At 70.4% G+C, this 25754-nt stretch carries 26 protein-coding genes; 14 read left to right on the forward strand and 12 right to left on the reverse strand.

Going from position 1 to position 25754, the window contains the following annotated elements:
- Nucleotides 1–66: 66 nt before the first annotated feature.
- From ASF44_RS21650 to ASF44_RS21680, 7 genes are all read right to left on the reverse strand, one after another.
- Nucleotides 67–1530 carry an amidohydrolase family protein gene (locus tag ASF44_RS21650; protein ID WP_235579302.1) on the reverse strand — a complete coding sequence of 488 codons (1464 nt, stop codon included), beginning with the start codon at nucleotides 1528–1530 and terminating at the stop codon, nucleotides 67–69.
- Complete coding sequence (locus ASF44_RS21655; RefSeq protein WP_056901318.1) at nucleotides 1523–2428, reverse strand: MurR/RpiR family transcriptional regulator; 906 nt, start codon at nucleotides 2426–2428, stop codon at nucleotides 1523–1525. The genes ASF44_RS21650 and ASF44_RS21655 overlap by 8 nt, the downstream gene beginning before the upstream one ends.
- Before the next feature lie 64 nt (nucleotides 2429–2492).
- Entirely contained in the window at nucleotides 2493–3767 is a 1275-nt protein-coding gene (locus tag ASF44_RS21660) for an amino acid deaminase (RefSeq protein ID WP_056901319.1), read from the reverse strand.
- A gap of 342 nt (nucleotides 3768–4109) precedes the next feature.
- Complete coding sequence (locus ASF44_RS21665) at nucleotides 4110–6002, reverse strand: dipeptide ABC transporter ATP-binding protein (RefSeq protein ID WP_056901320.1); 1893 nt, start codon at nucleotides 6000–6002, stop codon at nucleotides 4110–4112.
- A 2-nt stretch (nucleotides 6003–6004) separates the two neighbouring features.
- Nucleotides 6005–6838: an ABC transporter permease gene (locus ASF44_RS21670; protein WP_056901321.1), complete on the reverse strand. Its 834-nt coding sequence runs from the start codon at nucleotides 6836–6838 to the stop codon at nucleotides 6005–6007.
- Between the two features lies 1 nt (nucleotide 6839).
- Nucleotides 6840–7781, reverse strand: a complete 942-nt coding sequence (locus tag ASF44_RS21675) for an ABC transporter permease (RefSeq protein WP_056901322.1) — start codon at nucleotides 7779–7781, stop codon at nucleotides 6840–6842.
- Nucleotides 7782–7800: 19 nt separating this feature from the next.
- Complete coding sequence (locus ASF44_RS21680) at nucleotides 7801–9354, reverse strand: ABC transporter substrate-binding protein (RefSeq protein ID WP_056901323.1); 1554 nt, start codon at nucleotides 9352–9354, stop codon at nucleotides 7801–7803.
- A gap of 160 nt (nucleotides 9355–9514) precedes the next feature.
- On the opposite strand from ASF44_RS21680, the gene ASF44_RS21685 reads away from it, so the two are divergent.
- Nucleotides 9515–9904, forward strand: a complete 390-nt coding sequence (locus ASF44_RS21685; RefSeq protein WP_056901324.1) for a RidA family protein — start codon at nucleotides 9515–9517, stop codon at nucleotides 9902–9904.
- 16 nt (nucleotides 9905–9920) lie between these two features.
- On the opposite strand, the gene ASF44_RS31245 is transcribed toward ASF44_RS21685, so the two are convergent.
- A complete protein-coding gene (locus tag ASF44_RS31245; protein WP_162243857.1) occupies nucleotides 9921–10970 on the reverse strand; it encodes a PHB depolymerase family esterase in 1050 nt (349 codons plus the stop codon).
- 181 nt (nucleotides 10971–11151) lie between these two features.
- Here ASF44_RS31245 and ASF44_RS32000 point away from each other — a divergent pair, with 181 nt between their 5' ends.
- Entirely contained in the window at nucleotides 11152–11379 is a 228-nt protein-coding gene (locus ASF44_RS32000) for a DUF3606 domain-containing protein (protein ID WP_056901325.1), read from the forward strand.
- A gap of 1 nt (nucleotide 11380) precedes the next feature.
- Nucleotides 11381–11608 (forward strand): hypothetical protein, encoded by a 228-nt coding sequence (locus ASF44_RS21700; RefSeq protein WP_056901326.1) that lies wholly within the window; start codon nucleotides 11381–11383, stop codon nucleotides 11606–11608.
- A gap of 3 nt (nucleotides 11609–11611) precedes the next feature.
- Here the strand turns inward: ASF44_RS21700 and ASF44_RS21705 are convergent, their stop codons facing one another.
- Nucleotides 11612–13024: a PLP-dependent aminotransferase family protein gene (locus tag ASF44_RS21705; RefSeq protein ID WP_056901327.1), complete on the reverse strand. Its 1413-nt coding sequence runs from the start codon at nucleotides 13022–13024 to the stop codon at nucleotides 11612–11614.
- 111 nt (nucleotides 13025–13135) lie between these two features.
- On the opposite strand from ASF44_RS21705, the gene ASF44_RS21710 reads away from it, so the two are divergent.
- Genes ASF44_RS21710 through ASF44_RS21740 form a run of 7 tightly spaced genes read left to right on the forward strand, consistent with a single transcriptional unit; the run spans nucleotide 13136 to nucleotide 19087 of the window.
- Nucleotides 13136–13741: a LysE family translocator gene (locus ASF44_RS21710; protein WP_056901328.1), complete on the forward strand. Its 606-nt coding sequence runs from the start codon at nucleotides 13136–13138 to the stop codon at nucleotides 13739–13741.
- Nucleotides 13738–14694, forward strand: a complete 957-nt coding sequence (locus ASF44_RS21715) for a DMT family transporter (protein WP_056901329.1) — start codon at nucleotides 13738–13740, stop codon at nucleotides 14692–14694. The genes ASF44_RS21710 and ASF44_RS21715 overlap by 4 nt, the downstream gene beginning before the upstream one ends.
- Nucleotides 14691–15908 (forward strand): PLP-dependent aminotransferase family protein, encoded by a 1218-nt coding sequence (locus ASF44_RS21720; protein WP_056901330.1) that lies wholly within the window; start codon nucleotides 14691–14693, stop codon nucleotides 15906–15908. Before ASF44_RS21715 ends, ASF44_RS21720 begins: the two co-directional genes overlap by 4 nt.
- On the forward strand, nucleotides 15905–16528 hold the full coding sequence (locus ASF44_RS21725; RefSeq protein ID WP_056901331.1) for a glutathione S-transferase: 624 nt from the start codon (nucleotides 15905–15907) through the stop codon (nucleotides 16526–16528). Before ASF44_RS21720 ends, ASF44_RS21725 begins: the two co-directional genes overlap by 4 nt.
- Before the next feature lie 46 nt (nucleotides 16529–16574).
- Nucleotides 16575–17486, forward strand: a complete 912-nt coding sequence (locus ASF44_RS21730; protein WP_056901332.1) for a PhzF family phenazine biosynthesis protein — start codon at nucleotides 16575–16577, stop codon at nucleotides 17484–17486.
- A complete protein-coding gene (locus ASF44_RS21735; RefSeq protein ID WP_056901333.1) occupies nucleotides 17483–18454 on the forward strand; it encodes a threonine dehydratase in 972 nt (323 codons plus the stop codon). Before ASF44_RS21730 ends, ASF44_RS21735 begins: the two co-directional genes overlap by 4 nt.
- Entirely contained in the window at nucleotides 18455–19087 is a 633-nt protein-coding gene (locus tag ASF44_RS21740) for a LysE family translocator (RefSeq protein WP_056901334.1), read from the forward strand. It abuts the gene before it with no gap.
- 1 nt (nucleotide 19088) lies between these two features.
- On the opposite strand, the gene ASF44_RS32960 is transcribed toward ASF44_RS21740, so the two are convergent.
- Nucleotides 19089–19382, reverse strand: a complete 294-nt coding sequence (locus tag ASF44_RS32960; protein WP_056901335.1) for a type II toxin-antitoxin system RelE/ParE family toxin — start codon at nucleotides 19380–19382, stop codon at nucleotides 19089–19091.
- On the reverse strand, nucleotides 19370–19654 hold the full coding sequence (locus tag ASF44_RS32965) for a hypothetical protein (RefSeq protein WP_056901336.1): 285 nt from the start codon (nucleotides 19652–19654) through the stop codon (nucleotides 19370–19372). The genes ASF44_RS32960 and ASF44_RS32965 overlap by 13 nt, the downstream gene beginning before the upstream one ends.
- 98 nt (nucleotides 19655–19752) lie before the next feature.
- On the opposite strand from ASF44_RS32965, the gene ASF44_RS21755 reads away from it, so the two are divergent.
- Nucleotides 19753–20436: a histidine phosphatase family protein gene (locus ASF44_RS21755; RefSeq protein WP_056901337.1), complete on the forward strand. Its 684-nt coding sequence runs from the start codon at nucleotides 19753–19755 to the stop codon at nucleotides 20434–20436.
- Between the two features lie 92 nt (nucleotides 20437–20528).
- A complete protein-coding gene (locus ASF44_RS21760) occupies nucleotides 20529–21725 on the forward strand; it encodes an ABC transporter substrate-binding protein (RefSeq protein ID WP_056901338.1) in 1197 nt (398 codons plus the stop codon).
- 15 nt (nucleotides 21726–21740) lie between these two features.
- Here the strand turns inward: ASF44_RS21760 and ASF44_RS21765 are convergent, their stop codons facing one another.
- Nucleotides 21741–22781: an alcohol dehydrogenase family protein gene (locus ASF44_RS21765; RefSeq protein WP_056901339.1), complete on the reverse strand. Its 1041-nt coding sequence runs from the start codon at nucleotides 22779–22781 to the stop codon at nucleotides 21741–21743.
- Nucleotides 22782–22894: 113 nt separating this feature from the next.
- On the opposite strand from ASF44_RS21765, the gene ASF44_RS21770 reads away from it, so the two are divergent.
- Together ASF44_RS21770 and ASF44_RS21775 are read left to right on the forward strand one after the other, a co-directional pair.
- Nucleotides 22895–24103, forward strand: a complete 1209-nt coding sequence (locus tag ASF44_RS21770) for an ABC transporter substrate-binding protein (protein ID WP_056901340.1) — start codon at nucleotides 22895–22897, stop codon at nucleotides 24101–24103.
- Between the two features lie 11 nt (nucleotides 24104–24114).
- Nucleotides 24115–25668 (forward strand): AMP-binding protein, encoded by a 1554-nt coding sequence (locus ASF44_RS21775; RefSeq protein WP_056901341.1) that lies wholly within the window; start codon nucleotides 24115–24117, stop codon nucleotides 25666–25668.
- The last annotated feature ends 86 nt before the right edge of the window (nucleotides 25669–25754 follow it).

Here is a 25754-nt window from a genome sequence, read left to right on the forward strand (position 1 = left end):
GGCCTCCCGCCCGCCTGCGACGGTCCAGCCCTTGCGTCGACGCTCGGCGCTCGTGGCGCCGAGCGGCTAAGCCACGCCGCGCGCCAGCATGCGCCCCTCGCGCGCCAGCACCTGCAGGGCGCCCTCGCGGTAGGCGCAGCGGCCGTTGACGTAGACCGCCACCACGCCCACGCTGGCCTGCTGCGGCGCGTCGTAGGTGGCCATGTCGGCGATGCGCGCGGGGTCGAACACCACCACGTCGGCCGCGTGGCCCGCGCGCAGCAGGCCGCGCCCGGCGAGGCGGAAGTTCCTGGCCGTCATGCCGGTCATCTTGTGCACGGCCTGCTCCAGCGTGAACAGGCCGCGGCCGCGCCAGTAGCGCGCGAACACGCGCGGGAAAGCGCCCCACAGCCGCGGGTGCGGGTGCCGGTCGTGCGGCAGGCCGTCGCTGCCGACCATGCTGCGCGGGTGGGCGATCACGCGCTCCACGTCGTCCTCGCGCATCTGGAAGTAGCAGGCGCCGCCGGGCATCAGCCGGCGCGCGGCGGTCTTCTGGTCCACGCCCCACTCGGCGGCGATGTCGGCCAGCATGCGGCCCGTGCACTCGGGATGCTGGTCGCTCCAGGTCAGCATCACGTCGATCACGCCGTCGACCAGGTCTTCGCGCAGCACGGTGGAGCCGGCCACGTACGGGTAGACGTCCATGGCCACATCCTGCCGCTGGGCCAATCGGTCCACCAGCGGCAGCGTCTCGCGCGTGCGGCCCCATTGGGTGGGGCCGGCGCACTTGTGGTGCGAGAGCACGAGCGGCACGCCGGCATCGAACGCACAGTCGCCCGCCTCCACCATGGCTTCCAGGATGCCCTGCATCTCGCTGCGCAGGTGCGTGGCGTAGACGCCGCCGTGGCGGGCGACGATCCGGGCCAGCGCGGTGACCTCGTCGGCCGGCGCCGCGAAGGCCTCCTCGTAGAACAGCCCGGACGACAGGCCCAGCGCGCCCTCGGCCATGGCGGCGTCCAGCAGCGCGGCCATGGTGGCGCGCTCCTGCGGCGTGGCGGCGCGCGTGAGGTCGTCCATGGCGGCGAAGCGCAGCGTGGTGTGGCCCACCAGCGCCGCCACGTTCAGCGCCGGCCGGACCGCTGCGACGGCCTCGCGGTAGGCGGCAAGCGAGGGGTAGCGGAACGAGTCGGCACCGAGCAGCGTGAGCGGCGGCCTGGCCTGCGCTGTGGCGTAGGGCGCCAGCGAGATGCCGCAATTGCCCGTGACCACGGTGGTGATGCCCTGCGAGAGCTTGGCCAGGTACTCCGGCGTGCGCAGCACGATGGCGTCGTCGTGCGTGTGGCAATCGATGAAGCCCGGCGCGATGGCCTGGCCACGGCAGTCCACCACCGCGACATCGGCGATGTCCAGGCCGTCTGGCAGGCGCCCGCGCAGGCCTTCGCCCAGCGCGGCGATGCGGCCGTCCACGAGCAGCAGGTCGCCGGTCCATGAGGGACCACCCGAGCCGTCGACGATGAGGCCTTGTTCCAGAAGAAACGCTTGTTCAGCCACGTTGCACTCCTCCACCATCCCAGCTCTGCAGCGGATGGGTCCGCACGTCCACGCCATGGCGCTGCAGCGCCTCGCGCACGCCGCGCAGGCGGCGCACGGCCGGCTCGCCCACGCGCTGCGCGATCAACACGGTCAGCACCTCGATCAGCGTCAGGTGCACCAGATAAGCATCGATGCCCACGTGCATGACCGCGTCGTCGGGCACGGTCAGGCCCAGCAGCCAGTCGGCCCGCGCGGCCAGCGCCGTGCCGGGCCGCGTGATGGCCACGACCTTGGCGCCTTGCGCGCGCGCGATGTCCACCGCGTCGAGCAGGCTGGGCATGCCGCCCACGTGCGTGATGGCGATGACCACGCCGCCGGCCTTCTGCGCGCCGGCCGCCACCTGCTGCAGGTGGTAGTCGGCCCAGGCCGTGGCCGACAGGCCCAGGCGGAACAGCCGCGCCTGCAGGTCCATGGCCATGAACCAGGAGGTGTTGCCGGCGCCGACGATGTCGATGTGGGTGGCGCCGGCAATGGCGTCCACGGCGGCCTGCAGCACTGCCATGTCGAGCTGGTTGCGCACGCCGGCCACCGAGGCCGCGGCGCTGCGCGCGATCTTGCCGACCACCTCGTCGGCGGCGTCGGCGATGTTCACGCGCCGGTGCAGCGGCGAGCCGCCCAGCGCGAGTTCCTGCGCCAGCGCGAGCTTGAACTCGCGCAGGCCGGCGAAGCCCAGGTCGCGGCAGGTGCGCATGATGGTGGGCACCGAGCTGCCGCTGCGCTCGGCCAGTTGCTCGAAGCTTTCTTCCAGCGTGCGGTCGGGGTCCTCGAGCATGGCCTGCAGGATGGCGCGGCGCGTGGCCGGCGCCGATTCGCGGGCCAGCGCGATGCGTTCGAGCAGGGAAGGCGTCGCAGTCATGAAAAGACCCTCCGTCCTGCGGACTGCGGGTGCGCGCACCTTGGGGACGGCCCGGCGGTGCGCATCAGAAGTGCAGCGTGACGGCGTCCGTCACACGGTAGTCGTCTTCGACGATGGGCATCCAGTGCCATTTGTCGAAGGTGGTGCAGGGGTGCGAGATGCCCAGGCCGATGCGCTCGCCGACCACGGGTGCGCTGGCCTCGTCGGCAGCGTCCCAGCGCAGGTAGGCGTGCTGGTCGTTGAGGGCCGAGATGGTCCAGCTCGCGGGGATGGACTGGGGCGCCAGCACGCCGCGCGGCGCACGTGCGAACGGGATCGGCATCTCCAGGTCGTAGGAGATGTCGCGCCGGCCGCAGGTCAGGATGGCCAGGCCGGGTTCGGGCCGCGACTGCACAGCCGCCCAGACCTCGAGCGCGGGCAACAGGGTTTCGGTGCAGCCGCAGCGCTCGGCCACCGAGGCCAGCAGGCGCTTGTAGTTGCCATGGTCGTGCGTGACGTAGCAGCCCGAGCGCAGCAGGCCGCGCACGGGCCGGCCCAGCGCAGGCGTGAGTCGGTCGGCCACGAGGTCGAAGATGGCCGAGCCACCGGCCGAGAGCAGCACCTCGTCGTTCTCGAACAGGGCCTCTTCGGCGCACAGCCTGGCGATGGCTTGCACGCGGGTCATGAGGGCGTCGGCGTAGGCAGCATCGTGGTCGCTGCGGCCGGTGGCGCCGCCGCCTTCGTAGCACTCGATGCCGGCCAGGCGCACTGCGGTGCTGGCCTTCAGTGCGCGGGCCAGCGTGGCGGCCTCGTCCTGCGTGCGGCAGCCCGTGCGGGCGCCGGGCACGCCGACCTCCAGCATGACCTCGAAGGGCTGGCTGCCCGGATGGGCGGCGAACCACTGTTCGATCAGCGCGAGCTGGGCCAGCGAATCCACGAGGAAGACGACGCGCAGTCCTTCGTGCGCGGCCAGCAGCGCCTGGATGCCGGCCAGGTCGTCGTCGGTCACGACCTGGTTGGCGATCAGCGTGCGGCGTGCACCGGCCCCCACGCCCACGGCCAGCTGCGTGACGGTGGCGAAGGTCAGGCCCCAGGCGCCGGCAGCCAGCTGGCGCGAGAACAGTTCGGGCGACATGGTGGTCTTGCCGTGCGGCGCGAGTTCGATGCCGCGCTCGCGCACGAAGGCCTGCATCCAGGCCAGGTTGTGGGCGAGCGCGCTGCGCTTGATCACGGCCAGCGGCAGCGGCAGGCGGCCGTCCAGCACATGCCAGCCGGCCTGGCCGATGGCGCTGCGCGCGAGCGGCGGCGAGGTGCGGGGGAAGCCCTTGTAGCGGGTGTCGAGGATGGGTTCGGTGGTCATGGTTCAATCATCGATACACGAGGTTGTGCGTGGGCCGAGGCCACCGGGCAGCCCCTTCCGCGAATGTCCCCCGCCAGGGCCGCAGGCGGCCCAGGCTCCTCCTTTATTTCGCTGCAGGGGCCACCCAGTAGCCTCGACCCTGGACACGTCGCGTCGTGCGGGGTCATGCGACGCGACGTTGATGGACCGCGTCGATGGCGTGCTCCACGCAGCGAAATAAAGGAGGAGGTCTTGCCCGCCTTGACGGCCCCAAGCCGGCAAGGCGGGCAAGGCCGGGGGACATTCGCGGAGTGGAGCGCACCGTCGGCGCGGTCGCGCGCCCAGCCCGAGCAAGCCCGCATCTCAAAACCCTCCTGCAATCGGATGCCGCGCCACAAAGTGCCCAGGCCCCACCTCCACCAGCGGCTGAACCACGGGCTCGTCGCCCACAGTACGGATGGGACTCGGAATCTCGCCCTCGATCAGCGCGCGTTTGGCGTGCCGGCGCGCCGGGTCGGCCACCGGCACGGCTGCCATCAGGCGGCGTGTGTAGGCATGCTGCGGATTCTCGAACACCGCGCGGCGCGGCCCGATCTCCACGATCTGGCCCAGGAACATCACGGCCACGCGGTGGCTGATGCGCTCGACCACGGCCATGTCGTGCGAGATGAACAGGATGGCCACGCCCATCTCGCGCTGCAGCTGCATCATGAGGTTGACGATCTGCGCCTGGATCGAGACGTCCAGCGCCGAGACCGATTCGTCGGCCACGATGACCTTGGGCTCCAGCGCCAGGGCGCGTGCGATGGCGATGCGCTGGCGCTGCCCGCCCGAGAACTCGTGCGGGTGGCGCTGTGCGGCCTCGGGCGGCAGCTGCACCTTCTGCAAGAGCCACTGCACCTTGGCCTCGCGCTCGGCCGGCGTGCCGATCTTGTGCACCATCAGCGGCTCGGCCAGCGAGAAGCCCACGGTCTTGCGCGGGTCCAGCGAGGCGAACGGGTCCTGGAAGATGAACTGGATGTCGCGCCGCAAGGCCTGCACCTGGTTCACCGGCAGGTCGAGGATGTTGCGGCCGCCGAACTCGATCGCGCCGCCCTGGCTCTCCACCAGGCGCAGCAGCGAGCGGCCCGTGGTCGACTTGCCGCAGCCCGATTCGCCGACCACCGCCAGCGTCTCGCCCGGGTGCAGGTCGAAGCTGACCTGCTCGACCGCATGCACACGGCGCGTGACCTTGCCGAACATGCCGTTCTTGAGATCGAAGCGCGTGACCAGGTTCTTGACACGCAGCACGGGCGCAGCGCCGGCCGTGCGGGTGTCGTCCACCACGGCGGGCGCGGCGTCCTCGGCGCCGTCCACGCGCAGCAGCTCGAACGGGCGCGGCAGGTCCGTGCCCTGCATGGCGCCCAGGCGCGGCACGGCCGACAGCAGCGCGCGCGTGTAGGCATGCTGCGGCCGCGCGAACACGTCGTCGGTCGAGCCCTCCTCCACGCGGTCGCCGCGGAACATCACCAGCACGCGGTCGGCCACCTCGGCCACCACGCCCATGTCGTGCGTGATGAAGATCACGCCCATGTCCATGTCTTCCTGCAGCTGGCGGATCAGCCGCAGGATCTGCGCCTGGATCGTCACGTCCAGCGCCGTGGTGGGTTCGTCGGCGATCAAGAGCTGCGGCTTGCACGACAGCGCCATCGCGATCATCACGCGCTGGCGCATGCCGCCCGAGAGCTGGTGCGGGTAGCGGCCCAGCACGTTGCGCGCCTCGGGGATGCGCACCAGTTCCAGCATGCGCAGCGCCTCGGCGCTGGCGGCGGTGCGGTCCATGCCCTGGTGGGTGCGCACGGATTCGGCGATCTGCTCGCCGACCGTGAACACGGGGTTCAGGGAGGTCATGGGCTCCTGGAAGATCATCGCGATGTCGGCACCGCGCACGGCGCGCATCTGCGCCTTGTCGGCCTGCATGAGGTCCAGCACCTGGCCGTTGCGCCTGCGCAGCATGGCACTGCCGCCGGCGATCTGGCCGCCGCCGTACTCGATCAGCCGCATCAGCGCCAGCGAGGTGACGGATTTGCCCGAGCCCGATTCGCCGACGATGGCCAGGGTGCGGCCACGGTCCACGTCGAAGGCCAGGTTGCGCACGGCATCGACGGTGCGCTCGGGCGTGCGGAAGCGCACGGAGAGGCCGTCCACGGAGAGGACGCGGCTGTCGGGCATGGCGAGCGCGGCGTTGGCACGCTCCAGAGTCACGGTGGCGTCCATGGTCAGGCGGCCTTCTTCAACTTGGGATCGAGCATGTCGCGCACGCCGTCGCCCAGCAGTTGCAGCGAGAGTGCGGTCAGGATGATGGCCACGCCGGGGAACAGCACCACCCAGAACGCGCGGTCGGCGTACTGCTGGCTGCCCGCGACCATGGTGCCCCAGGTCGGGATCTCGGGCGGCACGCCCACCCCCAGGAACGACAGTCCGGCCTCGGCCAGGATCGCGTAGGCGAAGATGAACGAGCCCTGCACGAGGATGGGCGAGAGCAGGTTCGGCAGCACGTGGTGCCACAGGATGTGCGGCGTGCGCGCGCCGATGGCGCGGGCCGCCTCGACGAACAGCAGCTCGCGCACCACCAGCGTGGAGGCCCGCACCACACGCGCCACGCGCGGCGTGTAGACCAGCACCAGGGCCAGCACCACGTTGGCCAGCGACGCGCCGAGGATGGCCACGAGCGCGATGGCCAGCAGGATGTCGGGGAACGACATCATGGCGTCGACCACGCGCATGATGGGCGCGTCGAGCCGGCGGAAGAAGCCGGCGATCAGGCCCACGAGGGTGCCGAACACCACCGAGCCCACGGCCGTCAGCGCGGCGATGGACAGCGAGTAGCGCGCGCCATGCACCACGCGGGCATAGAGGTCGCGGCCCAGTTCGTCGGTGCCCAGCAGGTGCTCGGCACTCGGGGCCTTGAGGCGGTCGAGCACGGCCGTGTCGTTGGGGTCGGCGCTGGCGAAGACCGAGGCGCCCAGGGCCAGCACCACGATGGCGGCCAGCACGATGGCCGACAGCAGCACGATGCGGCGGCGGAACAAGCGGGTGAGGACGGCTTTCATCTCACACCTTCACGCGCGGATCGACCACGGCATAGAGCATGTCGATCGCGAAGTTGATGAACACGTAGATCGCCGCGATCACCAGCAGCGCGCCCTGGATCACCGGGTAGTCGCGCCGCAGCACGGCGTTGACCACGAGGTTGCCCACGCCCGGCAGGCCGAACACGGTCTCGGTCACGACGGCGCCGCCGATCATGAGCGCGGTGGTCAGGCCGACCACGGTGACGATGGGCACCATGGCGTTGCGCAGCGCATGCTTGAGCACCACGATGCCCTCCGAGAGGCCCTTGGCGCGCGCGGTGCGCACATAGTCCTCGCCCAGCACGTCGAGCATGGAGGCGCGCGTGAAGCGCGTGATGAGGGCCGAGTTCAGCAGGCCCAGCACCGTGGCCGGCAGCACCAGCGCGTGCAGGCGCTCGGCCAGCGGTGCACCGGGGTTGCCGTAGCCCGAGGCCGGGAACCAGCCCATCTTCACGGCGAAGAACTGGATCAGCACGATGCCGAGCCAGAAGCTCGGGACGCTGGCGCCCAGCATGGCCACGCCCGTGAAGACCTGGTCCACCGCCTTGCCGCGGAACACGGCCGAGACGATGCCGCAGGGGATGCCGATCAGCGCGGCCAGGCCCACGGCCATCAGCGTCAGCAGCGTGGTGGGCTCGGCGCGCTGGGCCAGCGCCTGCGTGACGGGCTGCTGCAGGAAGATGGAATCGCCCAGGTTGCCCTGCAGCACCTCGCGCAGCCAGTAGCCGAACTGCACGGGCAGCGGCTTGTCGAGCCCGTACTGCTGCTGCACGCGCGCGATGTCGGCCGCCGTGGCCTGTTCGCCGAGCAGCACGGCCACCGGATCGCCCGACGCCGCGCGCGTGAGCACGAACACCAGCACGGCGACGATGGCCAGCACGGCCAGCATGCCGGCGGCCTTGGAGAGGATGAACTTGCCCATGGCGTTGCCCCGTCCAGGCTCACTTGATCCTGGCGTTCCAGAAGAATGGCCAGGTCGCCGGCACATAGCCGTCCAGCGCCGGGCTCTTGGCCGACAGGCCGCTGAACTTGCCGACGTTGATGTAGGGCACCTCGTCGTAGACGATCTGCTGCACCTTGCCCCACAGCGCGCCGCGCTTGGCCGGGTCGGTCTCGGCGTTGAAGGCCGCGAGGGCGGACTGCTTGGCCGGCGTGTCCCACCAGCCGGGTGCGCCGTCGCCCAGTTGCGGCGGCGACAGCATCGGTTCGGGGAACTGGCCCGAGTGGGTGACGTACAGGTCCCAGAGCTTGGAATCGTTGCGGCGCTGCACCAGCGTGGCCCAGTCGACCACGTTGAGTTCGGCCTTGAAGCCGGCGCGCTTGAGCTGCTCGGCCATCAGCAGCGCCATGTTGTAGTGGAAGTCGTACTGGCGGCTGGTCAGCACGCGGATCGGCTCGCCCTTGTAGCCGGCCTTGGCCGCGAGGTCCTTGGCCTTGGCAGCGTTGCGCTGGTTGTACTGGTCGGTGCCGGCCGCGGAATAGAACGGCGAGCCCTTGGGGAAATGGTTGCCTTCCACGGTGAAGAACCGCGTGTCGCCGAAGCCGGCGGCCAGCATCTCGCCTTCGCCCAGCGCGGTCTGCAGCGCCTGGCGCAGGGGCTGGTTGGCCAGCACGCCTTCCTTGGTGTTGAGCACCAGGTAGGGGAAGCCGAAGGACGGCGTCAGCACGGGCACGGTCTTGCCGGCGGCCTTCTCCAGGCGGCTCAGCGCCTCGGTGGGCAGCAGGTCGGCGAAGTCGTACTGGCCGGCCAGCGCGCCTTCCACCCGCGTGTTGGCATTGGGCACGGGCACGAAGCGCAGTTCGGCGATCAGCGCCTCGCGCTTGCCGCCGTAGCCGCTGGCGGGCTCCTTGCGCGCGGCGTATTTGTCGAAGCGCTCCAGCAGCAGGTACTGGTCGGGCCGGCGCTCCTTGAACTTGTAGGGGCCGGTGCCCACGAAGTCCTTGAGCGGCGTGGCGATCGACTCCTTGGCCATGATGGCCGCCATGCCGCTGGGCAGCGCCAGCTGGGCCAGCAGCGGCGCATAGGGCGACTTGAGCGCGATCTCCACCGTCAGCGGGCCCTTGGCCTGGACGTGCTCGAGCTGCTTGCCCACGGCCTTGCCGCGCGGCGCCTGCTCGATCCAGCGCTGCAGGCTGGCCACCACGTCGTCGGCCGTCAACGTGCGGCCGCTGTGCAGCTGCACGTCCTTGCGCAGCGCGATGGTGTAGACCTTGCCGTCGGCGGAGATCTTCGGCATGCCCTCGGCCAGCATGGGCACCACGTTCCACTTGGCGTCGAAGGTGTAGAGCGTCTCGTAGACGTGCTGCATGATGGTGCCGACCAGGTCGGCCGTGCTGGCCATCGGATCCAGCGTCTGCGGCTCGGCCACCATGGCCAGCGTTGCATGCGTGCGCGGCGTTTGGGCCAGCGCCTGCTGGGCGGCCGGCAGCAGCAGCGCCAGGGCCGCGGCGGCATGCACCAAGTGGCGGCGGCGGAACGTGGGGGTCGTGCTCATCGAGGCTCTCCTGTGGGTCCGGATGCACCGGAATTGTGAAAGTAAATTTCAACCAAACGAACTTTGCGAGAGGAATGCAAGTTTTGCACCAGGGTTTTCCCGGTGTTCTCATCGTTTATATGAAATAAACTTTCTCATTCTTTCCAAGGAGCCCGTTTCCATGCCACTCGAATACCTGGGCAACCCGCCCGCCGCATCCGACCGCCAGGCGCGCCCGTTCTCACCCGCCGTGCGGGCCGGCGACTTCATCTATGTGTCGGGCCAGGTGCCGGGCAATGCGCAGGGCGAGATCGTCGTCGGCGGCATCGAGGTGCAGACGCGCCAGGTCATGGAGAACCTGAAGGCCGCGCTGGCACTGGCAGGCGCCACGCTGGACGATGTCTGCAAGAGCAACTGCTGGCTGCACGACGCGCGCGACTTCGGGGCGTTCAACCGCATCTACCTGGAGTACTTCCCGAACGGCAAGCCGGCGCGCTCGACGACCGAGGCCCGGCTGATGGTCGACGCGAAGGTCGAGATCGACGTCATCGCCTACAAGCCGAAGGCTTGAGGCCGGCCGCGGCGCCTCAGCTGTCCTCCAGCGCCGCCCCCAGGAAGAAGCGGACGATCTCCGCGCTGGCGTCCAGCCCGGCATGCTCGGTGAACGAGCCCTCCGTGCTGCCACCGAACCAGGCGTGCGAGCCGCCATGGACGGTGCACTCGCGCACCATCACGCGCCCGCCAGCGTCCACGAAGTTCCGCGTTCCTTGCGGCGAAGGCCGGCCTGCGGCGCCCGTACGCCTGCTCAGCAGCACTGGCGCCTTGGCCCGCTTGAACGCCGCGATGGCGTCCTGCGTGATCGCGCGGCCGTTGGCCCATTCGACGGTGCGGTCGGCATCCCCGTGCAGGACCAGGGTGCGCACCGGCCGCGCCGCGCGCCTGGAGGCCGACCGCGCCTTGGGCGGCGGCATCTGCCCCTGCATCGCGGCGAAGGCGCTCGCCACATCGTGTGCCGACCCGAGCGGCACACCGGAATGGGCCGCAACGGCGGCGAAGAGCTCCGGATGCGTCTGCCCCAGGATGACCGCCATCGACGCACCCGCGGACAGGCCGGCGACGAAGACACGCGCCGGATCGACGCGGTGCTGCGCGCCGATGGCACCCACGATGCCGGCGATGAGCGACGGCTCCTGGCCGGCGCGCGTCTGCTCCTGCGTCTCGAACCAGTTCCAGCAGTTGGCACCGTTCGACCGGGCCTTCTGCGCCGGGTAGGCCACCAGGAAGCCATGCCGCTGCGCCAGCTGGTTCATCCGCGTCCCGGCGGCGAAGTCGTCCGGGTCCTGGCGGCAGCCGTGCAGCATCACGACGAGCGGCATGGGCGCGTCGTGGACGCCGCTGGGCACGTAGAGCTTGTAGTCCCGCGAGCCCAGCGCGTTGGTGAAGGTGGACGGCAGGAAGGTCCCAGCGGCCACGGCATGCGGCGCGCCCACCGGCTGCGCGGTCGAAACCGGCACCGGCACGGGCGACCTCGGCGCCGGCGGCAGCCAGAACGCGTACGCATCTTCAACGGCCTGGAACACGAACCCAGGAAAATCGTTCGGGGTCATCCGAGCCTCTGTTTTGCTGCAATGCAGCATTCTTGAAGGCGTCGGCAGGCGGGCAACCGGGTCCCAGATGCCCTTGGCACGTGGGACAGGACGCCGAGCGGCCGCCACACGGCCGGGCCGGGCCCACGCGCACGGCACGGCGCGCCATGGGCCTACACGCGGCCCGCCCTGCCCGGCCGCATGCTGGCCGCTCCACCACTTGGGAGCCAACATGCACAACGAAGACGTCAACCTCGCCCCGAACGCCACTGGCCCCGACCAGATCGACACGGGCTCCGACGAAGCCGTCCGCATCTGGGCGGAACGGCTGGCGGTCAGCCCCGACCAGATCAAGGCCGCCGTGGCCGAGGTGGGCGACCGCGCATCCGATGTGGAGTTGCACCTGAAGGGCAGCCGCAGCACCACCACCGACGACCGCATCGAAGCCGCGGGGATCTGACATGGACACGGACCGACCGACGGAGCCGACAGCCAACCAGGCCCGCGGGGGCGCTGAGCCTGCCGCCAAGGCGGAAGCACAAGGTGCCGCAACGAAGGCTGCGAAGCCGACGGCGGAACGTGGGGCGCCGGCCGCCGAACACGGCCAGTACGGCATGGTGCGCCAGGGCAGCAAGGAAGCGGCCGGCTTGACGGAAGAACAGATCCGCGGCATCGCGCCCAAGCCGTAGCCGTCACATCGCAGCGCGCACTCGCTCGAACACCTTCCAGACCGTTTGCGCCTGCGTCGTGGCGAAGTTGATGCGCATCAGCGTGCCGGGCTTGCGGCCGGCATGGAACAGCGCACCCGGGGCCAGCAGGTAGCCCTCGTCCATCATGCGCATGGCCAGGGCCTCGGTGTCCACGCCGGTGTCGACCCAGCCGAACAGGCCGGCTGGCTCGCTCACAAATTGGCAACCGGCCGCGCGCGCCAGCTTGACGCTGCGCGCGCGCGCCTGGTCGAGCCGTGTGCGCACGCGCTGCGCATGGCGGCGCAGCTGGCCCTGCTCGATGCACCAGGCCAGGGCCTGCTCCAGCAGCGCCGGCGTGGTCAGCGTGGCCAGCAGCTTGGTGTCGCGCAGGCGTTCGACCAGGTCGGTCGGCGCGGCCAGATAGCCCACGCGCCAGCCCGGCGCGAGGATCTTGGCGAAGCCGCTCACATAGATCGTTCGCTGCAGTCCGTCCAGCGCGCTGAGCCGCGTGGCGTGGTCGGGCGCCAGGTGGCTGTAGGTGTCGTCCTCGACGATGTGGAAGCCGTGCGCATTGGCCAGCGTCAACACGCGGTGCGCGCTGCCTGGTGCCAGGCAATAGCCCGTGGGGTTGTGCAGCACGCTCACGCTCACGAACAGCTTGGGCGCATGCGTTTCGCAGTAGCGCGCCATGACCTCCAGGTCGGGCCCATCGGCACGGCGCGGCACCGGCAGGATCACCGCGCCCAGCGCCTGCAGCCGCGCGAACTCGATGGCCCAGCCGGGCTCTTCCACCATCACGTGGTCGCCGGCGCGCAGCAGCGTGCGGCTCACGATGTCCAGCGCGTGTGTGGCGCCCACAGTGGTGACGATCTGCTCGGGCGCGGCCGGCACGTTGATGCCGGCCAGCTTGTGCGACAGCGCAAGCCGCAGGCCGGGGTCGCCGGCCGGGTCGCCGTACTGCAGCGACAAGGCCTTGAGACCCTGCCCGGCCGTGACACGGCGCACGGCGGTGGCCACGATGTCGCCAGCCAGCCAATCGACCGGGAAGACGCCGATGCCGGGCTGCGGCAGCTGGCTGCCGTCCTGGAACATGCCGCGCATGAGGGCGGCCGCGTCGACCTGGCGGCGCCATGCCGGGGAGGCCGCCAGCGACGGGCTCGCCACCGCGCTGGCCGGTGCCGCCGCACGTTGCTCGCGCACGAAGAAACCTCGGTTGCGCCGCGCCTCCACCAGCCCCTGGGCCAGCAGCCGGTCGTAGGCGGCCACCACCGTGGCCGGGCTCACGCCATGCTGTTCGGCACACTGGCGCACGGAGGGCAACCGCGTGCCGGCGGCCAGCAGCCGGTCGCCGATGCGCTCGGCGAAGTGCGCAGCCAGCTGCTCGGTCAGCGATTGCGAGGCGGCGCGCATGAGCATGGGCGTGTCCTGTCAGGAGATGTATCGGTTTGGCGGGCAATACAGTAGCGCTACAGACGGCATAAACTGTATTGGTAGTGTGTTGGTCGCGACTATAGAGTCTGTATCCCCATGAACGCAAGCGAACTGAGTGCCCTGCTGCTGCTGGCCACGGCGATGAGTTTCTCGCCGGGGCCGAACACCACGCTGGCGTCGGCACTGGCGGCCAACCACGGCCTGCGCCATGCCATGCCCTTCATCTGCGCGGTGCCGGCCGGCTGGGGCCTGGTGCTGCTGCTGTGCACGGCCGGCCTGGGTGCCCTGGTGCTCGCCCAGCCGGCGCTGGCGCTGGCCATCAAGCTGCTCGGCGTGGCCTACCTGCTGTGGTTGGCCTTCAAGCTGGCGCGCAGCGCCAAGATGGGCGAGGCCGATGCGCGCCGGCTCGACGTCGGCTTCGTGCAGGGCATCGCACTGCAGTTCGTGAACATCAAGGCCTGGATGCTGGCCCTGGCCATCGTCGCCGGTTGGATCGCGGGCCGCGACGACCTGCTGCTGCGCCTGGCCCAGGTGCTGCCGCTGATGCTGTGCTTCGCCTTCTTCAGCAACCTGACCTACGCGCTGATGGGCGCGCTGCTGCGGCAGTGGCTGGCGCAGGGCCAGCGGCTGCTGTGGTTCAACCGGGCGATGGCGGCGGTGCTGGTGCTGACGGCCGTGTGGATGTTGCAGGCCAAGACATGACAACGCGCGACGAAAACCTGGGCCTGTGGCTGGGCGTGGTCGGCGTGGCGCTGTTCGCGGTCACGCTGCCCATGACGCGGCTGGCCACGGGCACGGCCGCCGCGCCGCAACTGTCGCCCTGGTTCGTCACGCTGGGGCGGGCCGCGCTGGCCGGCGGTCTGTCGGTGCTGTTCCTGCTCGCCACGCGCTCGCCGCTGCCGGCGCGCCGGCACCTGTGGCCGCTGGCCATGGCCGTGCTCGGCAACGTCATCGGCTACCCGCTGCTGCTGGCCTATGCGCTGCGCGTGGTCACGGCCAGCCACGCGGCCGTCATCACGGCGCTGCTGCCGCTGGCCACGGCGGCCGTCGCGGCGGCGGTGATGCGCCAGCGCGCTGCGCTGGGCTTCTGGCTCTGCGCGGCGGCCGGCAGCGTGCTGGTGGTGCTGTTCTCGGTGCTGCGCGCGCAGCAGCACGGCGGCGCGTCCGGGGCTGGTTGGGGCTTCGAGTGGGCCGACCTGCTGCTGGTCGGCGCCGTGGTCGCGGCCTCGCTGGGCTATGTGTACGGCGCCAAGGTCACGCCCGAGCTCGGTGCCGAGCGCGTGATCTGCTGGGTCTGCGTGCTGGCGCTGCCGCTCACGCTGCCGTCCATGCTGTGGCTGTGGCCCGCCACGCCCGTGGCACCCAGCGCCTGGGCCGGTTTCGTCTACGTGGGCGTGTTCTCGATGTGGATCGGCTTTTTCGCCTGGTACCGCGGCCTGGCCCTGGGCGGCGCGCTGCGCGTGAGCCAGACGCAGCTGCTGCAACCCTTCCTGTCCATCCTGGCAGCGGTCCCGCTGCTGGGCGAGACACTGGACACGGTGACCCTGGGATTCGCCGCCGCCGTGGTCGCCACGGTCGTCCTGGGCAAGAATCTCGCCATACCGCATTCCGCCTCTTCCGAACCCACAACCAAGACCGCCTCAAGGAGCACATGATGTCCTGGACACTGGCCGCACGCGCCGAAAAGATGAACCCCTCGGTGATCCGCGAGATCCTCAAGGTCACCGAGAAGCCCGGCATCATCAGCTTCGCCGGGGGCCTGCCCTCGCCCAAGACCTTCCCGGTCGCCGAGTTCCGCGCCGCCTGCGAGAAGGTGCTGACCGAAGACGGCGCCGGCGCACTGCAATACGCCGCCAGCGAAGGCTACGGCCCGCTGCGCGAGATGGTGGCCGCCGGTCTGCCCTGGAAGGTCGCGCCCTCGCAGGTGCTGATCACCACGGGCTCGCAGCAGGGGCTGGACCTGATCGCCAAGATCCTGCTCGACAAGGGCAGCCGCATGCTGGTGGAGACGCCCACCTACCTGGGCGCGCTGCAGGCCTTCACGCCCATGGAGCCGGTGGCCGTCTCGGTGGCCAGCGACGACGAGGGCGTGCGCGCCGACGATCTCGCGGCCAAGGCCGGCCAGGGCCTCGAGCGTGCCCGCTTCGCCTACCTGCTGCCCAACTTCCAGAATCCCACCGGCCGCACCATGAGCGAGGCCCGCCGCGCCGCCGTGGTGGCCGCCGCTGCCGAAGCCGGCGTGCCGCTGCTGGAAGACAACCCCTATGGCGACCTGTGGTTCGAGCAGGCGCCGCCGGCGCCGTTGACGGCGCGCAATCCCGAGGGCTGCGTCTACCTCGGCTCGTTCTCCAAGGTGCTGGCGCCGGGCCTGCGCCTGGGCTTCATGGTGGCGCCGCCGGCGCTGTACCCCAAGCTGCTGCAGGCCAAGCAGGCGGCCGACCTGCACAGCCCCAGCTTCAACCAGCGCATGGTGGCGCAGGTCATGCAGGACGGCTTCCTGCAGCGCCATGTGCCGACCATCCGCGCGCTGTACAAGGGCCAGCGCGACCACATGCTGGCCGCGCTGGAGCGCGAGATGCCCGAGGGCGTGACCTGGACCCGCCCGGTCGGCGGCATGTTCCTGTGGCTGCGCCTGCCGGCCGGCCTGGACACCGTGCCGCTGCTGCCGCGCGCCGTTGAGCGCAACGTGGCCTTCGTGCCCGGCGCGGCCTTCTATGCCGACGCACCCGAGAGCAACACCATGCGCCTGTCGTTCGTGACGGCCAGCACCAGCCAGATCGACATCGGCATCGCCGCGCTGGCGCAGACCATCCGCGAGGCGATCGATGCACAGCGCAGCGGACAGGCAGCGCCTGCGGTTCAGCTATGACGCTGCACATCTGGGGCCGCATGAGCTCCATCAACGTGCGCAAGGTGGTCTTCGCCGTGCAGGAGCTGGGCCTGTCGGCGCAGCGCACCGACGCAGGCGGCCACTTCGGTCTCGTGACCGAGGCCGACTACCGCGGCAAGAACCCCAACGGCATGGTGCCCTTGCTCGAGGATGGCGACGCCACGCTGTGGGAATCCAACGTGATCGTGCGCTACCTGTGCGCGCGCCACGCCGCCGGCACGCTCTACCCCGAGCCCTTGGCCGCGCGCTTCACGGCCGAGATGTGGATGGACTGGCAGCAGACCACGTTGAACCCGGCCGGCCGCACCGCCTTCGTGCAACTCGTGCGCACGCCGGCCGAGCAGCGCGACGACGCGGCCATCGCGCAGTCGGTGGCCGAGACCGAGCCGCTGCTCGACCTGCTGGACGCCGAACTGGCCAGGCGCCCGTACCTGGCCGGCGAGGAGTTCACGATGGCCGACATCCCCGTGGCCTGCGAGATCCACCGCTGGTACGGCCTGCCCTTCGTGCGCACGCCGCGCACGCACCTGGACCGCTGGTACCAGTCCGTGTGCGACCGGCCCGGCGCCGTCGGCGTGCTCGACCTCAGCCTGTCATGAGACCGCCGCGCTCTGACGACGGCGCGCAGCGCCTTGGGACCCTGACATGAAGAACCGCCCCTTCCGCCAGCTCGACGTCTTCACCGACCAGCCCTACTACGGCAACCCGCTGGCCGTGGTGCTCGACGGCGTCGGCCTCACCGACGCGCAGATGCAGCGCTTCGCGCAGTGGACCAACCTGTCGGAGACCACCTTCGTGCTGCCCGCCACCGAGGCCGGCGCCGACTACCGGCTGCGCATCTTCACGCCCGGCGGCGAGCTGCCGTTCGCAGGCCACCCCACGCTGGGCAGCTGCCACGCCTGGCTGGCTGCGGGCGGCCGGCCGCAGGGCGGCGACACCGTCGTGCAGCAATGCGGCGCGGGCCTGGTGCGCATCCGGCGCGAGGGCGAGCGCCTGGCGTTCGCGGCACCGGCGCTCAAGCGCAGCGCGCCGCGCCCGACCGAGCTGGCGCAGGTGGCCTCGGCCCTGGGCCTGAAGGCCGCGCAGATCGTCAGCAGCCAGGTGCTGGACAACGGCCCGGTGTGGTTCACGCTGCTGCTGGACGACCCCACCACGGTGCTGCGCCTGCAGCCCGACCACGTGGTGCTGAAGGCGCTGGGCCACAAGATCGGCGTGGCCGCGCTGGACGGCGCGGCCGCCACGCCGCTGATCGCGCGCGGCAACCGCGAGGCGCGTGCGTTCGGCGCGTCGGCCCGCGCGACGCCCGAGACGCCGTCGCTGGTGGTGCGCGCGTTCGCGGCGGCCAGCGGCATCCTGGAAGACCCGGTGACGGGCAGCCTGAACGCCAGCCTGGCGCAATGGCTGATCGCCGACGAGCACATCGCCGCACCCTACGTGGCCACGCAGGGCGCCTGCCTGGGCCGCGACGGCATGGTGCACATCGCGCGCGACGGGGCAGGCCAGGTCTGGGTGGGCGGGCATTCGGTGGTCTGCATCGAGGGCAGCGTGCTGCTATGAGCGGCGCCCTGCCCGCGCTGGCCGAGATCGAGCGCGCCGCCGCACTGGTCCACCGCGCATTCCCGGCCACGCCGCAGCACCGCTGGGCGATGGCCAGCCAGCGCCTGGGCACGGACTGCTGGATCAAGCACGAGAACCACACGCCGGTCGGCGCGTTCAAGATCCGCGGTGGCCTGACCTACTTCGCCGCGCTGGCCGCGGCCGGCCCGCTGCCCGCCGAGGTCGTCAGCGCCACGCGCGGCAACCATGGGCAGAGCATCGGCTGGGCGGCGCGCGCGCACGGCGTGCGCTGCACCATCGTCGTGCCGCACGGCAATTCGGTCGAGAAGAACGCCGCCATGCGCGCGCTGGGCGTCACGCTGCTCGAACACGGCCACGACTTCCAGGAAAGCCGCGAGTTCGCCATCGGCCTGGCCGCCGAGCGCGGCGCCCACATGGTGCCGAGCTTCCATCCCGCGCTGCTGCTGGGCGTGTCCACCTACTGGTGGGAGTTCCTGCGCGCGGTGCCGCAGCTGGACGTGGCCTACGTGCCCATCGGCCAGGGCTCGGGCGCCTGCGCGGCCATCGCGGCCAAGCGCGCGCTGGGCCATGCAGTGCGCATCGTGGGCGTGGTCAGCGCGCACGCCACCACCTACGCCGACTCGCTGGCCGCCGGCCGCGTGGTCGAGGCGCCCGTCACGACGCAGCTGGCCGACGGCATGGCGTGCCGCGTGGCGGACGCAGCCGCACTCGCCATCCTCTCGGAAGGCCTGGACCACGTGGTGCAGGTGACGGACGCCGAAGTGGCGGCCGCGATGCACGCGCTGTTCGTCGACACGCACAACGTGGCCGAGGGCGCCGGCGCGGCCGGCTACGCGGCCGCGCTGCAGGAGCGCGCCGCCCTGCGCGGACTGGCCGTGGGCACCGTCATGAGCGGTGGCAACGTGGATGCGCCCGTTTTCTCCGAAGTGCTTTCCAAGGCGCATTGAATGGTCCCCCTGCACGACCTGGGCTGGTTCGCCCTCGCCACGCTGGCCATGGCGCTGACGCCCGGGCCCAACATGCTCTATTGCGTCTCGCGCACGCTGAGCCAGGGCCGCGGCGCGGGCCTGGTGTCGCTGGCCGGCGTGCTGGCAGCCTTCGTGGTGCACATCCTGGCGGCGGCCTTCGGTCTCACGGCCCTGCTGCTGGCCGTGCCCTTCGCGTTCGGCGCGATCAAGGCGCTGGGCGCGGCCTACCTCGCCTGGCTGGCCTGGCAGGCGCTCAAGCCCGGCGGCAGCGGCCCGTTCCAGGCGCGTGCGCTGCCCGTGCATTCCACGGGCACGCTGCTGCGCATGGGCTTTCTGACCAACCTGCTGAACCCCAAGGTCGCACTGTTCACGCTGTCCTTCTTCCCGCAGTTCCTGCACCCCGAGCACGGCAGCGTGCTGCTGCAGGCGCTGCAGCTCGGCACGGTGCAGATCGCAGCCAGCGCGGCCGTCAACACGCTGGTCATCTTCGGTGCCGCGAGCATCACCGGGCTGCTGTCGCGCAGCGCGGGCTGGATGCGTGCGCAGCGCTATGTGATGGGCTCGGTGCTGGCGTTCCTGGCGCTGCGGGTGGCGCTGATCGAGCGCAGGTGAATCAGGGCTGGTAGCCAGCCTCGCGCTGGTGCCGTACGGCCAGGACCAGCACGGTGTCTGCCGCCTCTTCGAAGCTGTACAGCGCCAGGTAGCCCGAGCGGCCCCGCGAGATGACCAGTTCGCGCAACCCATCTTCCGCGGGGCGCCCGATCAAGGGATGGTTCTGGAGGATCTGCACAGCCTCGGCGATGAGGCCTGCCGTCAGCTCCGCGGCCGCCGGGTCGGACGCACGCAGGAAGTCGGTCAGACGCTCCAGGTCCGACAGCGCACGCCGCGCATAGCTCAGCCGCGCCACGTCCGCGCCTTGGGCCGCGGCACCGCCTGCCCTTGCGCACGCGCACGCAGGTAGGCGTGCACCTCGTCGGCATCGAAGGCCTTGCCAGACTCCAGGGCCTCGGCGCGCGCAGCCTGCGCGTCTGCCACAAAGGCGGCACGCCGCTCGGCGGCGATGCCCGCTGCGCGGATCGCCTCGACCATGAAGGCATGCGGCGTCACGCCTTGCTGCTGCGCCGCAGCCGCAGCGAGCTGCTTGACATCCTCGGGCAGTTTCAACGACGTCGTCGACATGGGCACACCTCCAAGAGTGACACCATGGTAACACCCGAGTGCTGACCACGTCGCTGCCGTGACAGCGCCGCCGATCGCCTGCCGTACAGTCCCGCGCCATGGGAACCCTCTACCTCGTGCGCCACGGCCAGGCCTCGTTCGGCGCCGACGATTACGACCAGCTCAGCGAGCAAGGCCAGCGCCAGAGCGTGCGCCTGGGCGAGTACTTCGCGTTCAAGGGCATCGTGTTCGAGGCCACGCTGACCGGCACGCTGCGCCGCCACGCGCAGACCTTCGCGGGCATCAAGGCGGGCATGGAAGCGGCCGGCACGCCGCCGCTGCCCGAGCCCTCGGCCTGGCCCGGCCTCAACGAGTACGACAGCGCAGCCGTGATCGCCACCGTGCATCCCGAGGCGCTGCAAAAGCCCAGCACGCCCGAGCTCTACAAGCACCACTTCCGCGTGCTGCGTCAGGGCCTGGCGGCCTGGATGGCCGGCCGCGTGCAGCCCGAGGGCATGCCCACCTATGTGGCGTTCCGCGACGGCATCGCCGCCGTGCTGGACCATGTGCGCACGCGCCACACCGGCAACGTGCTGCTGGTCTCCAGCGGCGGGCCGATCTCCACCGCCGTGGGCCAGGTGCTGGGCACGGCGCCCGAGACCACCATCGACCTGAACATGCGCATCCGCAACAGCGCGGTGACGGAGTTCGTCTACACCCAGAGCCGCCACGTGCTGTTGACCTACAACACGCTGCCGCACCTGGACCACCCGGACCACGCGGGCTGGATCACCTTCGCCTGAGCGCCACACCCATGTGATTCGTCGCTTCGGACGATGCGTGCCGCCATGGGCTTCCCGACCATGGCGCACCATTCCAACGAAGGAGACGACACATGCGCTTGCGCACTTCCGCCCTCAGCCTGGGCCTCGCCATGTTGGGGGCCTGGGCCGCCCCCGCAGCGGCCCAGACGCCCGGCGTCACCGCCACCGAGATCAAGATCGGCTCGACCCAGCCGCTGAGCGGCCCGGCCTCGGCCTACGGCGTGGTCGCGGCTTCCACCGAGGCCTACTTCACGCGGCTCAACGAGGCCGGCGGCATCCACGGCCGCAAGATCACCTGGCTGCCCATGGACGACGCGTTCACGCCGGCCAAGACGGTCGAGCAGACGCGCAAGCTCGTGGAGCAGGAGGGCGTGTTCATGATCTTCGCGCCGCAGGGCACGGCGGCCTCGTCGTCGGTGACGAAGTACCTCAATGCCAAGAAGGTGCCGCAGTTCTTCGTGAACTCGGGCTCGCACCTGTTCCAGAACCCCAAGGACCTACCCTGGACCGTGCCCTACCTGCCGACCTACTACGGCGAGTCGCGCATCTACGCCAAGCACATCCTGGCCAACCAACCCGGCGCCAAGGTCGGCGTGCTCTACCAGAACGACGACTTCGGCCGCGACTACCTGCGCGGCATCAAGGCCGGCCTGGGCGACAAGGCGTCGAAGATGGTCGTCAGCGAGCAGGGCTACGAGGTCAGCGACCCGACCGTGGATTCGCAGATCGTGGCGCTCAAGTCGGCCGGCGTGGACGTGCTGCTGCTGGGCTCGCTGTCCAAGCAGTCGAGCCAGGCGATCCGCAAGATCGCCGACCTGAACTGGAAGCCCACCATCTACATGAGCTACATCTCGGCCAACGTGTCGCCGACCTTCACCAACGCGGGGCTGGACAAGGCCACCGGCATCATCACCGCCACCGCCATCAAGGACCCGACCGACACGCGCTGGGCCGACGACAAGGACTACCAAGAGTGGCTGGCCTGGATGAAGAAGTACTACCCCAAGGGCGACCTGGCCAACATGAGCAACGTGTTCGCCTACATCGCGGCCAACACGCTGGAGCATGCGCTGCGCGAGACCGGCAAGGATCTCACGCGCGAAGGCCTGCTCAAGACCCTCAGCACGCTGGACTATGCCGCGCCCATGCTCGCGCCTGGCGTGAAGCTCTCGTTCTCGCCCACCGACTACAACCCCTACAAGAAGCTGCAGATGCAGCGCTTCGACGGCACGAAGTGGACGCTGCTGGGCGAGCCGATCGGCGACTGACGCCGGCCGGCCATGTCAGTCCGGCGTGAGCACCATCTTGAGCGCGCCGGCCTCGCGCGCATCGAACAGCGCATAGGCCTGCGCGCCCTGCGACAGGGGCATGCGGTGGCTGATCAGGCGCTCGGGCCGCAGCCGGCCCGATGCCACCAGCGGGAACAGCGCGGGCAGTTCTTCCGAGACCGAGCAGGTGCCGGTGCGGAACGTCACGCCGTTGGCAAACAACCGCTCCAGTGGCAGCGCGTAGCGGCGCGTCTGGTGCACGCCGATGGCCGACACCGTGCCGCGCCGGCCGACCAGCCGCCAGGCCATGTCCAGCGTGGCGTCCAGCCCCACGACCTCGACCACGCAGTCGATCTTGCGGCCCTGGGTCTGCGCGCGGATGGTCTCCAGCGCTTCGTCCGGGTGCAGCGCGGTGGCGCCGGCCTGCGCCGCCAGCGCGCGGCGTTCGGGCACGGGGTCGATGGCATAGACCTGGTGCGCGCCCATGACGAAGGCGCTGTCCACGGCCATCAGGCCGATGGGCCCCAGCCCGATCACGGCCACGCTGGCGCCGGGCCGCACGTCGGCCTGCCGCACGCCGAACCAGGCCGTGGCCATGCCGTCGGTCAGCATCAGCGCCTGCTCTTCGGAGAGGCCGTCGGGGATCTTCACGGCGTTGGCGTCGGCCGCCGGGATGCGGAAGGCCTCGGCCTGCAGGCCCTGCAGCGCGGGCGAGATGCCGTAGCACGAACCCTGGCCGCTCTCGCAGCAGTTGACGTTGCCGGCCAGGCAGGAGCGGCAGGCGCCGCACCCCACCGAGGCCGGGATCATCACCTTGTCGCCCACCTTGAGCCGCGTGACGGCGCGGCCCACTTCCACCACCTCGCCCACAGCCTCATGGCCGACGCAGAACCCCGTGTCGGTGGAAAAGCCATGGCCGTGGTAGATGTGCAGATCGCTGCCGCAGATGGCGCAGCTGCGCATCTTGACGATGGCGTCGCGCCCGGACTGCAGCTGCGGGTCGTCCATTTGTTCGTGGCGGATGTCTCGGGTGCCGTGGTAGCGCAATGCCTTCATGCCGGGTCTCCTGGGTTGACGTTGCCTTGCCACAAACTATACAGTCTGCTTGTCTGACAATCTGTCATTCAAGCACAAACTGGCGCCAACCCGCGATCGATGGAGACAAGGCAATGACGAGACACCTGAAGAAGATCCTGGCCGCCGCCTCGGTGCTGCTGGCCACCCTGCCCGTGCTGGCGCAGAAAGCCTACGGCCCGGGCGCGAGCGACACCGAGGTCAAGCTCGGCCAGTCGATCCCGTACAGCGGCCCGCTGTCCTCCTACGCCACGCTGGGCAAGGCGCAGCTGGCCTACTTCAAGATGCTCAACGACCAGGGCGGCATCAACGGCCGCAAGATCAACCTGGTCTCGCTCGACGATGCCTACAGCCCGCCCAAGACGCTGGAGATGACGCGCCGCCTGGTCGAGCAGGACGAGGTGCTGGCCATCTACGGCACCATCGGCACGCCCACCAACACCGCCATCCACAAGTACCTGAACGGCCGCAAGGTGCCGCACCTGCTGGCCTCCAGCGGCGGCACCAAGTGGAACGACCCGAAGAACTTTCCCTGGACCATGGCATGGGTGCCCACCTACCACGCCGAGGGCCGCATCTACGCCGAGCACATCCTGAAGACCCAGCCCAACGCCAAGGTGGCCGTGCTCTACCAGAACGACGACTTCGGCAAGGACTACTACAACGGCTTCAAGGAGGGGCTGGGCGACAGGCTCAAGCAGGTGGTGGTGGCCGATGCCTCCTACGAGGTCAGCGACCCGACCGTGGATTCGCAGGTGGTGGCGCTCAAGTCGTCGGGCGCCAACGTGTTCGTGAACATGGCCTCGCCCAAGGCCGCCGCGCTGGCCGTGCGCAAGGTGCACGAGCTGGGCTGGAAGCCGGCGGCGCACTACCTGGTGTCGATCTCCTCCTCGGTGGGCGCGGTGCTCAAGCCCGCGGGGATCGACGCCTCCACCGGCCTGGTCACCGTGCTGTGGCTCAAGGACACGGCAGACCAGCAGTGGGCCGACGACGCCGGCATGAAGTGGTACCTGGACTTCATGAAGAAGTACTACCCCGAGGGCGACCCGAACGACCTCATGAACGGCATTGCCGTGTCGTCCGCGGCCATCATGGCGCAGATCATCCGGCAGGCCGGCGACAACCTCACGCGCGAAAACCTCATGCGCCAGGCCGCCAGCCTGCAGGGCGCCACCACGCCGCTGCTGCTGCCCGGCATCACGGTGAACACCAGCGCCACGGATTTCGCGATGATCGAATCCATGCAGCTGGCCAGGTTCGACGGCACGCGCTGGGTGCGCTTCGGCGAGGTGATGGGGAAGTGAGAGTGACATCCATGATGGCCCCCGAACTCACCCAGCTCGGCTCGCTTGGCGACCTCATCGTCACCGCCCTGCAGCGCGGCGGCGACCGCACGGCCTTCATCCACGGCGAGCGCCATACCAGCTACCGCGCATTCGGCGCGCAGCTGGCGCGGCTGATCTCTGCGCTCGACGCGCAGGGGCTGAAGAAGGGCGACACCATCGCCTCGCTGTCGGGCAACCGGCCCGAGGCCTTCCTGGTCTCGTGCGCGGGCTACCTGATGGGCCTGCGCGTGGGCTGGATCAATCCCACCGCGTCGGAGAACGACCAGGCCTACCTGCTGACCGATGCCGGCGTGGGCACGCTGTTCATCGACCCCGACCTGTTCCGCGAGCGCGGCGAGCGGCTGGCCGCGCGCACCGGCATCCAGCGCGTGTGGTGGCTGGCGCCCACCGATGCCGGCACCGACATCGACACCCTCTGCCGCGACGCCACACCCGCCCCGCTGCTGCCGCGCGCCAGCGCCGACGACGTGGCCGTGCTGGTCTACACCGGCGGCACCACGGGCGTGCCGAAGGGCGTCATCCACACCCACCGCGTGCAGGTGGCGATGACGCTGATGCAGCTGGCCGACTGGGACTGGCCGCAGGAGACGCGCTACCTGGCGCTGACGCCGATCACGCACGCGGCCGGCACCTTCATCCTGCCCACGCTGCTGCGCGGCGGCACCGTGGTGCTGACGCACGGCTTCAGCGCCGACAAGTTCATCGACCTGGTGGAGCGCCACCGCATCACCACCACCTTCCTCGTGCCCACGATGCTCTACGTGCTGCTGGACCATGCGCGGCTGGCCGGTGCGGACATGTCGAGCCTGCAGCTGGTGGCCTATGGCGCGGCGCCCATGCTGCCGAGCCGGCTCATCGAGGGCATGCGCCGGCTCGGCCCGGTGTTCATGCAGCTCTACGGCCAGTCCGAGGCGCCGATGATGATCACGGTGCTGCGCCAGCGCGACCACGACCCGGAGCACCATCCCGAACGCCTGGCCTCGTGCGGCCTGCCCGTGATCGGCAACCAGCTGCGGCTGCTGGACGAACAAGGCCGCGAGGTACCGCAAGGCGAGGTCGGCGAGATCTGCCTGCGCTCGCCGCTGGTCATGGCCGGCTACCTGAACAAGCCCGAGGAAACCGCCAAGGCGCTGCGCCACGGCTGGCTCTACACGGGCGACCTGGCGCGCCAGGATGCGGACGGCTACCTCTACATCGTCGACCGCTCCAAGGACATGGTGATCAGCGGCGGCTTCAACGTCTACCCGCGCGAGGTGGAGGACGTGCTGGCACTGCACCCCGCCGTGTCGTCGGCCGCCGTGGTCGGCGTGCCCGACCCCAAATGGGGCGAACAGGTGCGGGCCATGGTGGTGCTGCGGCAGGGCCAGTCGGCCACGGCAGAGGAGCTGATTGCGCTGGTGCGCGAACACAAGGGCGCGGTGTGTGCGCCCAAGCAGATCCGCTTCGTGGCGCAGTTGCCGGTGACGACCATCGGCAAGCTGGACAAGAAGGCGGTGCGGGTGCTTTTTTCGGAAGACGTTTAAGCTTTAACCTCCGCCCGCCGGCCCACAACCACCGCCCGACACCGGGCGCCATGACCAGGCGCACGCGCCGTGCGGCCCAAACCGGC

Origin of the sequence: Pseudorhodoferax sp. Leaf274, assembly GCF_001422445.1 — a bacterium.
Classification (GTDB): Bacteria; Pseudomonadota; Gammaproteobacteria; order Burkholderiales; family Burkholderiaceae_C; genus Pseudorhodoferax.

Excerpts from the sequence above, each read along its gene's own strand:
- ASF44_RS21655 (WP_056901318.1), bottom strand. The coding sequence starts at position 2,428 with ATGACTGCGACGCCTTCCCTGCTCGAACGCATCGCGCTGGCCCGCGAA.
- ASF44_RS21660 (WP_056901319.1), bottom strand. The coding sequence starts at position 3,767 with ATGACCACCGAACCCATCCTCGACACCCGCTACAAGGGCTTCCCCCGC.
- ASF44_RS21665 (WP_056901320.1), bottom strand. The coding sequence starts at position 6,002 with ATGGACGCCACCGTGACTCTGGAGCGTGCCAACGCCGCGCTCGCCATG.
- ASF44_RS21670 (WP_056901321.1), bottom strand. The coding sequence starts at position 6,838 with ATGAAAGCCGTCCTCACCCGCTTGTTCCGCCGCCGCATCGTGCTGCTG.
- ASF44_RS21675 (WP_056901322.1), bottom strand. The coding sequence starts at position 7,781 with ATGGGCAAGTTCATCCTCTCCAAGGCCGCCGGCATGCTGGCCGTGCTG.
- ASF44_RS21680 (WP_056901323.1), bottom strand. The coding sequence starts at position 9,354 with ATGAGCACGACCCCCACGTTCCGCCGCCGCCACTTGGTGCATGCCGCC.
- ASF44_RS21685 (WP_056901324.1), top strand. The coding sequence starts at position 9,515 with ATGCCACTCGAATACCTGGGCAACCCGCCCGCCGCATCCGACCGCCAG.
- ASF44_RS31245 (WP_162243857.1), bottom strand. The coding sequence starts at position 10,970 with ATGCTGCATTGCAGCAAAACAGAGGCTCGGATGACCCCGAACGATTTT.
- ASF44_RS32000 (WP_056901325.1), top strand. The coding sequence starts at position 11,152 with ATGCACAACGAAGACGTCAACCTCGCCCCGAACGCCACTGGCCCCGAC.
- ASF44_RS21700 (WP_056901326.1), top strand. The coding sequence starts at position 11,381 with ATGGACACGGACCGACCGACGGAGCCGACAGCCAACCAGGCCCGCGGG.
- ASF44_RS21705 (WP_056901327.1), bottom strand. The coding sequence starts at position 13,024 with ATGCTCATGCGCGCCGCCTCGCAATCGCTGACCGAGCAGCTGGCTGCG.
- ASF44_RS21710 (WP_056901328.1), top strand. The coding sequence starts at position 13,136 with ATGAACGCAAGCGAACTGAGTGCCCTGCTGCTGCTGGCCACGGCGATG.
- ASF44_RS21715 (WP_056901329.1), top strand. The coding sequence starts at position 13,738 with ATGACAACGCGCGACGAAAACCTGGGCCTGTGGCTGGGCGTGGTCGGC.
- ASF44_RS21720 (WP_056901330.1), top strand. The coding sequence starts at position 14,691 with ATGATGTCCTGGACACTGGCCGCACGCGCCGAAAAGATGAACCCCTCG.
- ASF44_RS21725 (WP_056901331.1), top strand. The coding sequence starts at position 15,905 with ATGACGCTGCACATCTGGGGCCGCATGAGCTCCATCAACGTGCGCAAG.
- ASF44_RS21730 (WP_056901332.1), top strand. The coding sequence starts at position 16,575 with ATGAAGAACCGCCCCTTCCGCCAGCTCGACGTCTTCACCGACCAGCCC.
- ASF44_RS21735 (WP_056901333.1), top strand. The coding sequence starts at position 17,483 with ATGAGCGGCGCCCTGCCCGCGCTGGCCGAGATCGAGCGCGCCGCCGCA.
- ASF44_RS21740 (WP_056901334.1), top strand. The coding sequence starts at position 18,455 with ATGGTCCCCCTGCACGACCTGGGCTGGTTCGCCCTCGCCACGCTGGCC.
- ASF44_RS32965 (WP_056901336.1), bottom strand. The coding sequence starts at position 19,654 with ATGTCGACGACGTCGTTGAAACTGCCCGAGGATGTCAAGCAGCTCGCT.
- ASF44_RS21755 (WP_056901337.1), top strand. The coding sequence starts at position 19,753 with ATGGGAACCCTCTACCTCGTGCGCCACGGCCAGGCCTCGTTCGGCGCC.
- ASF44_RS21760 (WP_056901338.1), top strand. The coding sequence starts at position 20,529 with ATGCGCTTGCGCACTTCCGCCCTCAGCCTGGGCCTCGCCATGTTGGGG.
- ASF44_RS21765 (WP_056901339.1), bottom strand. The coding sequence starts at position 22,781 with ATGAAGGCATTGCGCTACCACGGCACCCGAGACATCCGCCACGAACAA.
- ASF44_RS21770 (WP_056901340.1), top strand. The coding sequence starts at position 22,895 with ATGACGAGACACCTGAAGAAGATCCTGGCCGCCGCCTCGGTGCTGCTG.
- ASF44_RS21775 (WP_056901341.1), top strand. The coding sequence starts at position 24,115 with ATGATGGCCCCCGAACTCACCCAGCTCGGCTCGCTTGGCGACCTCATC.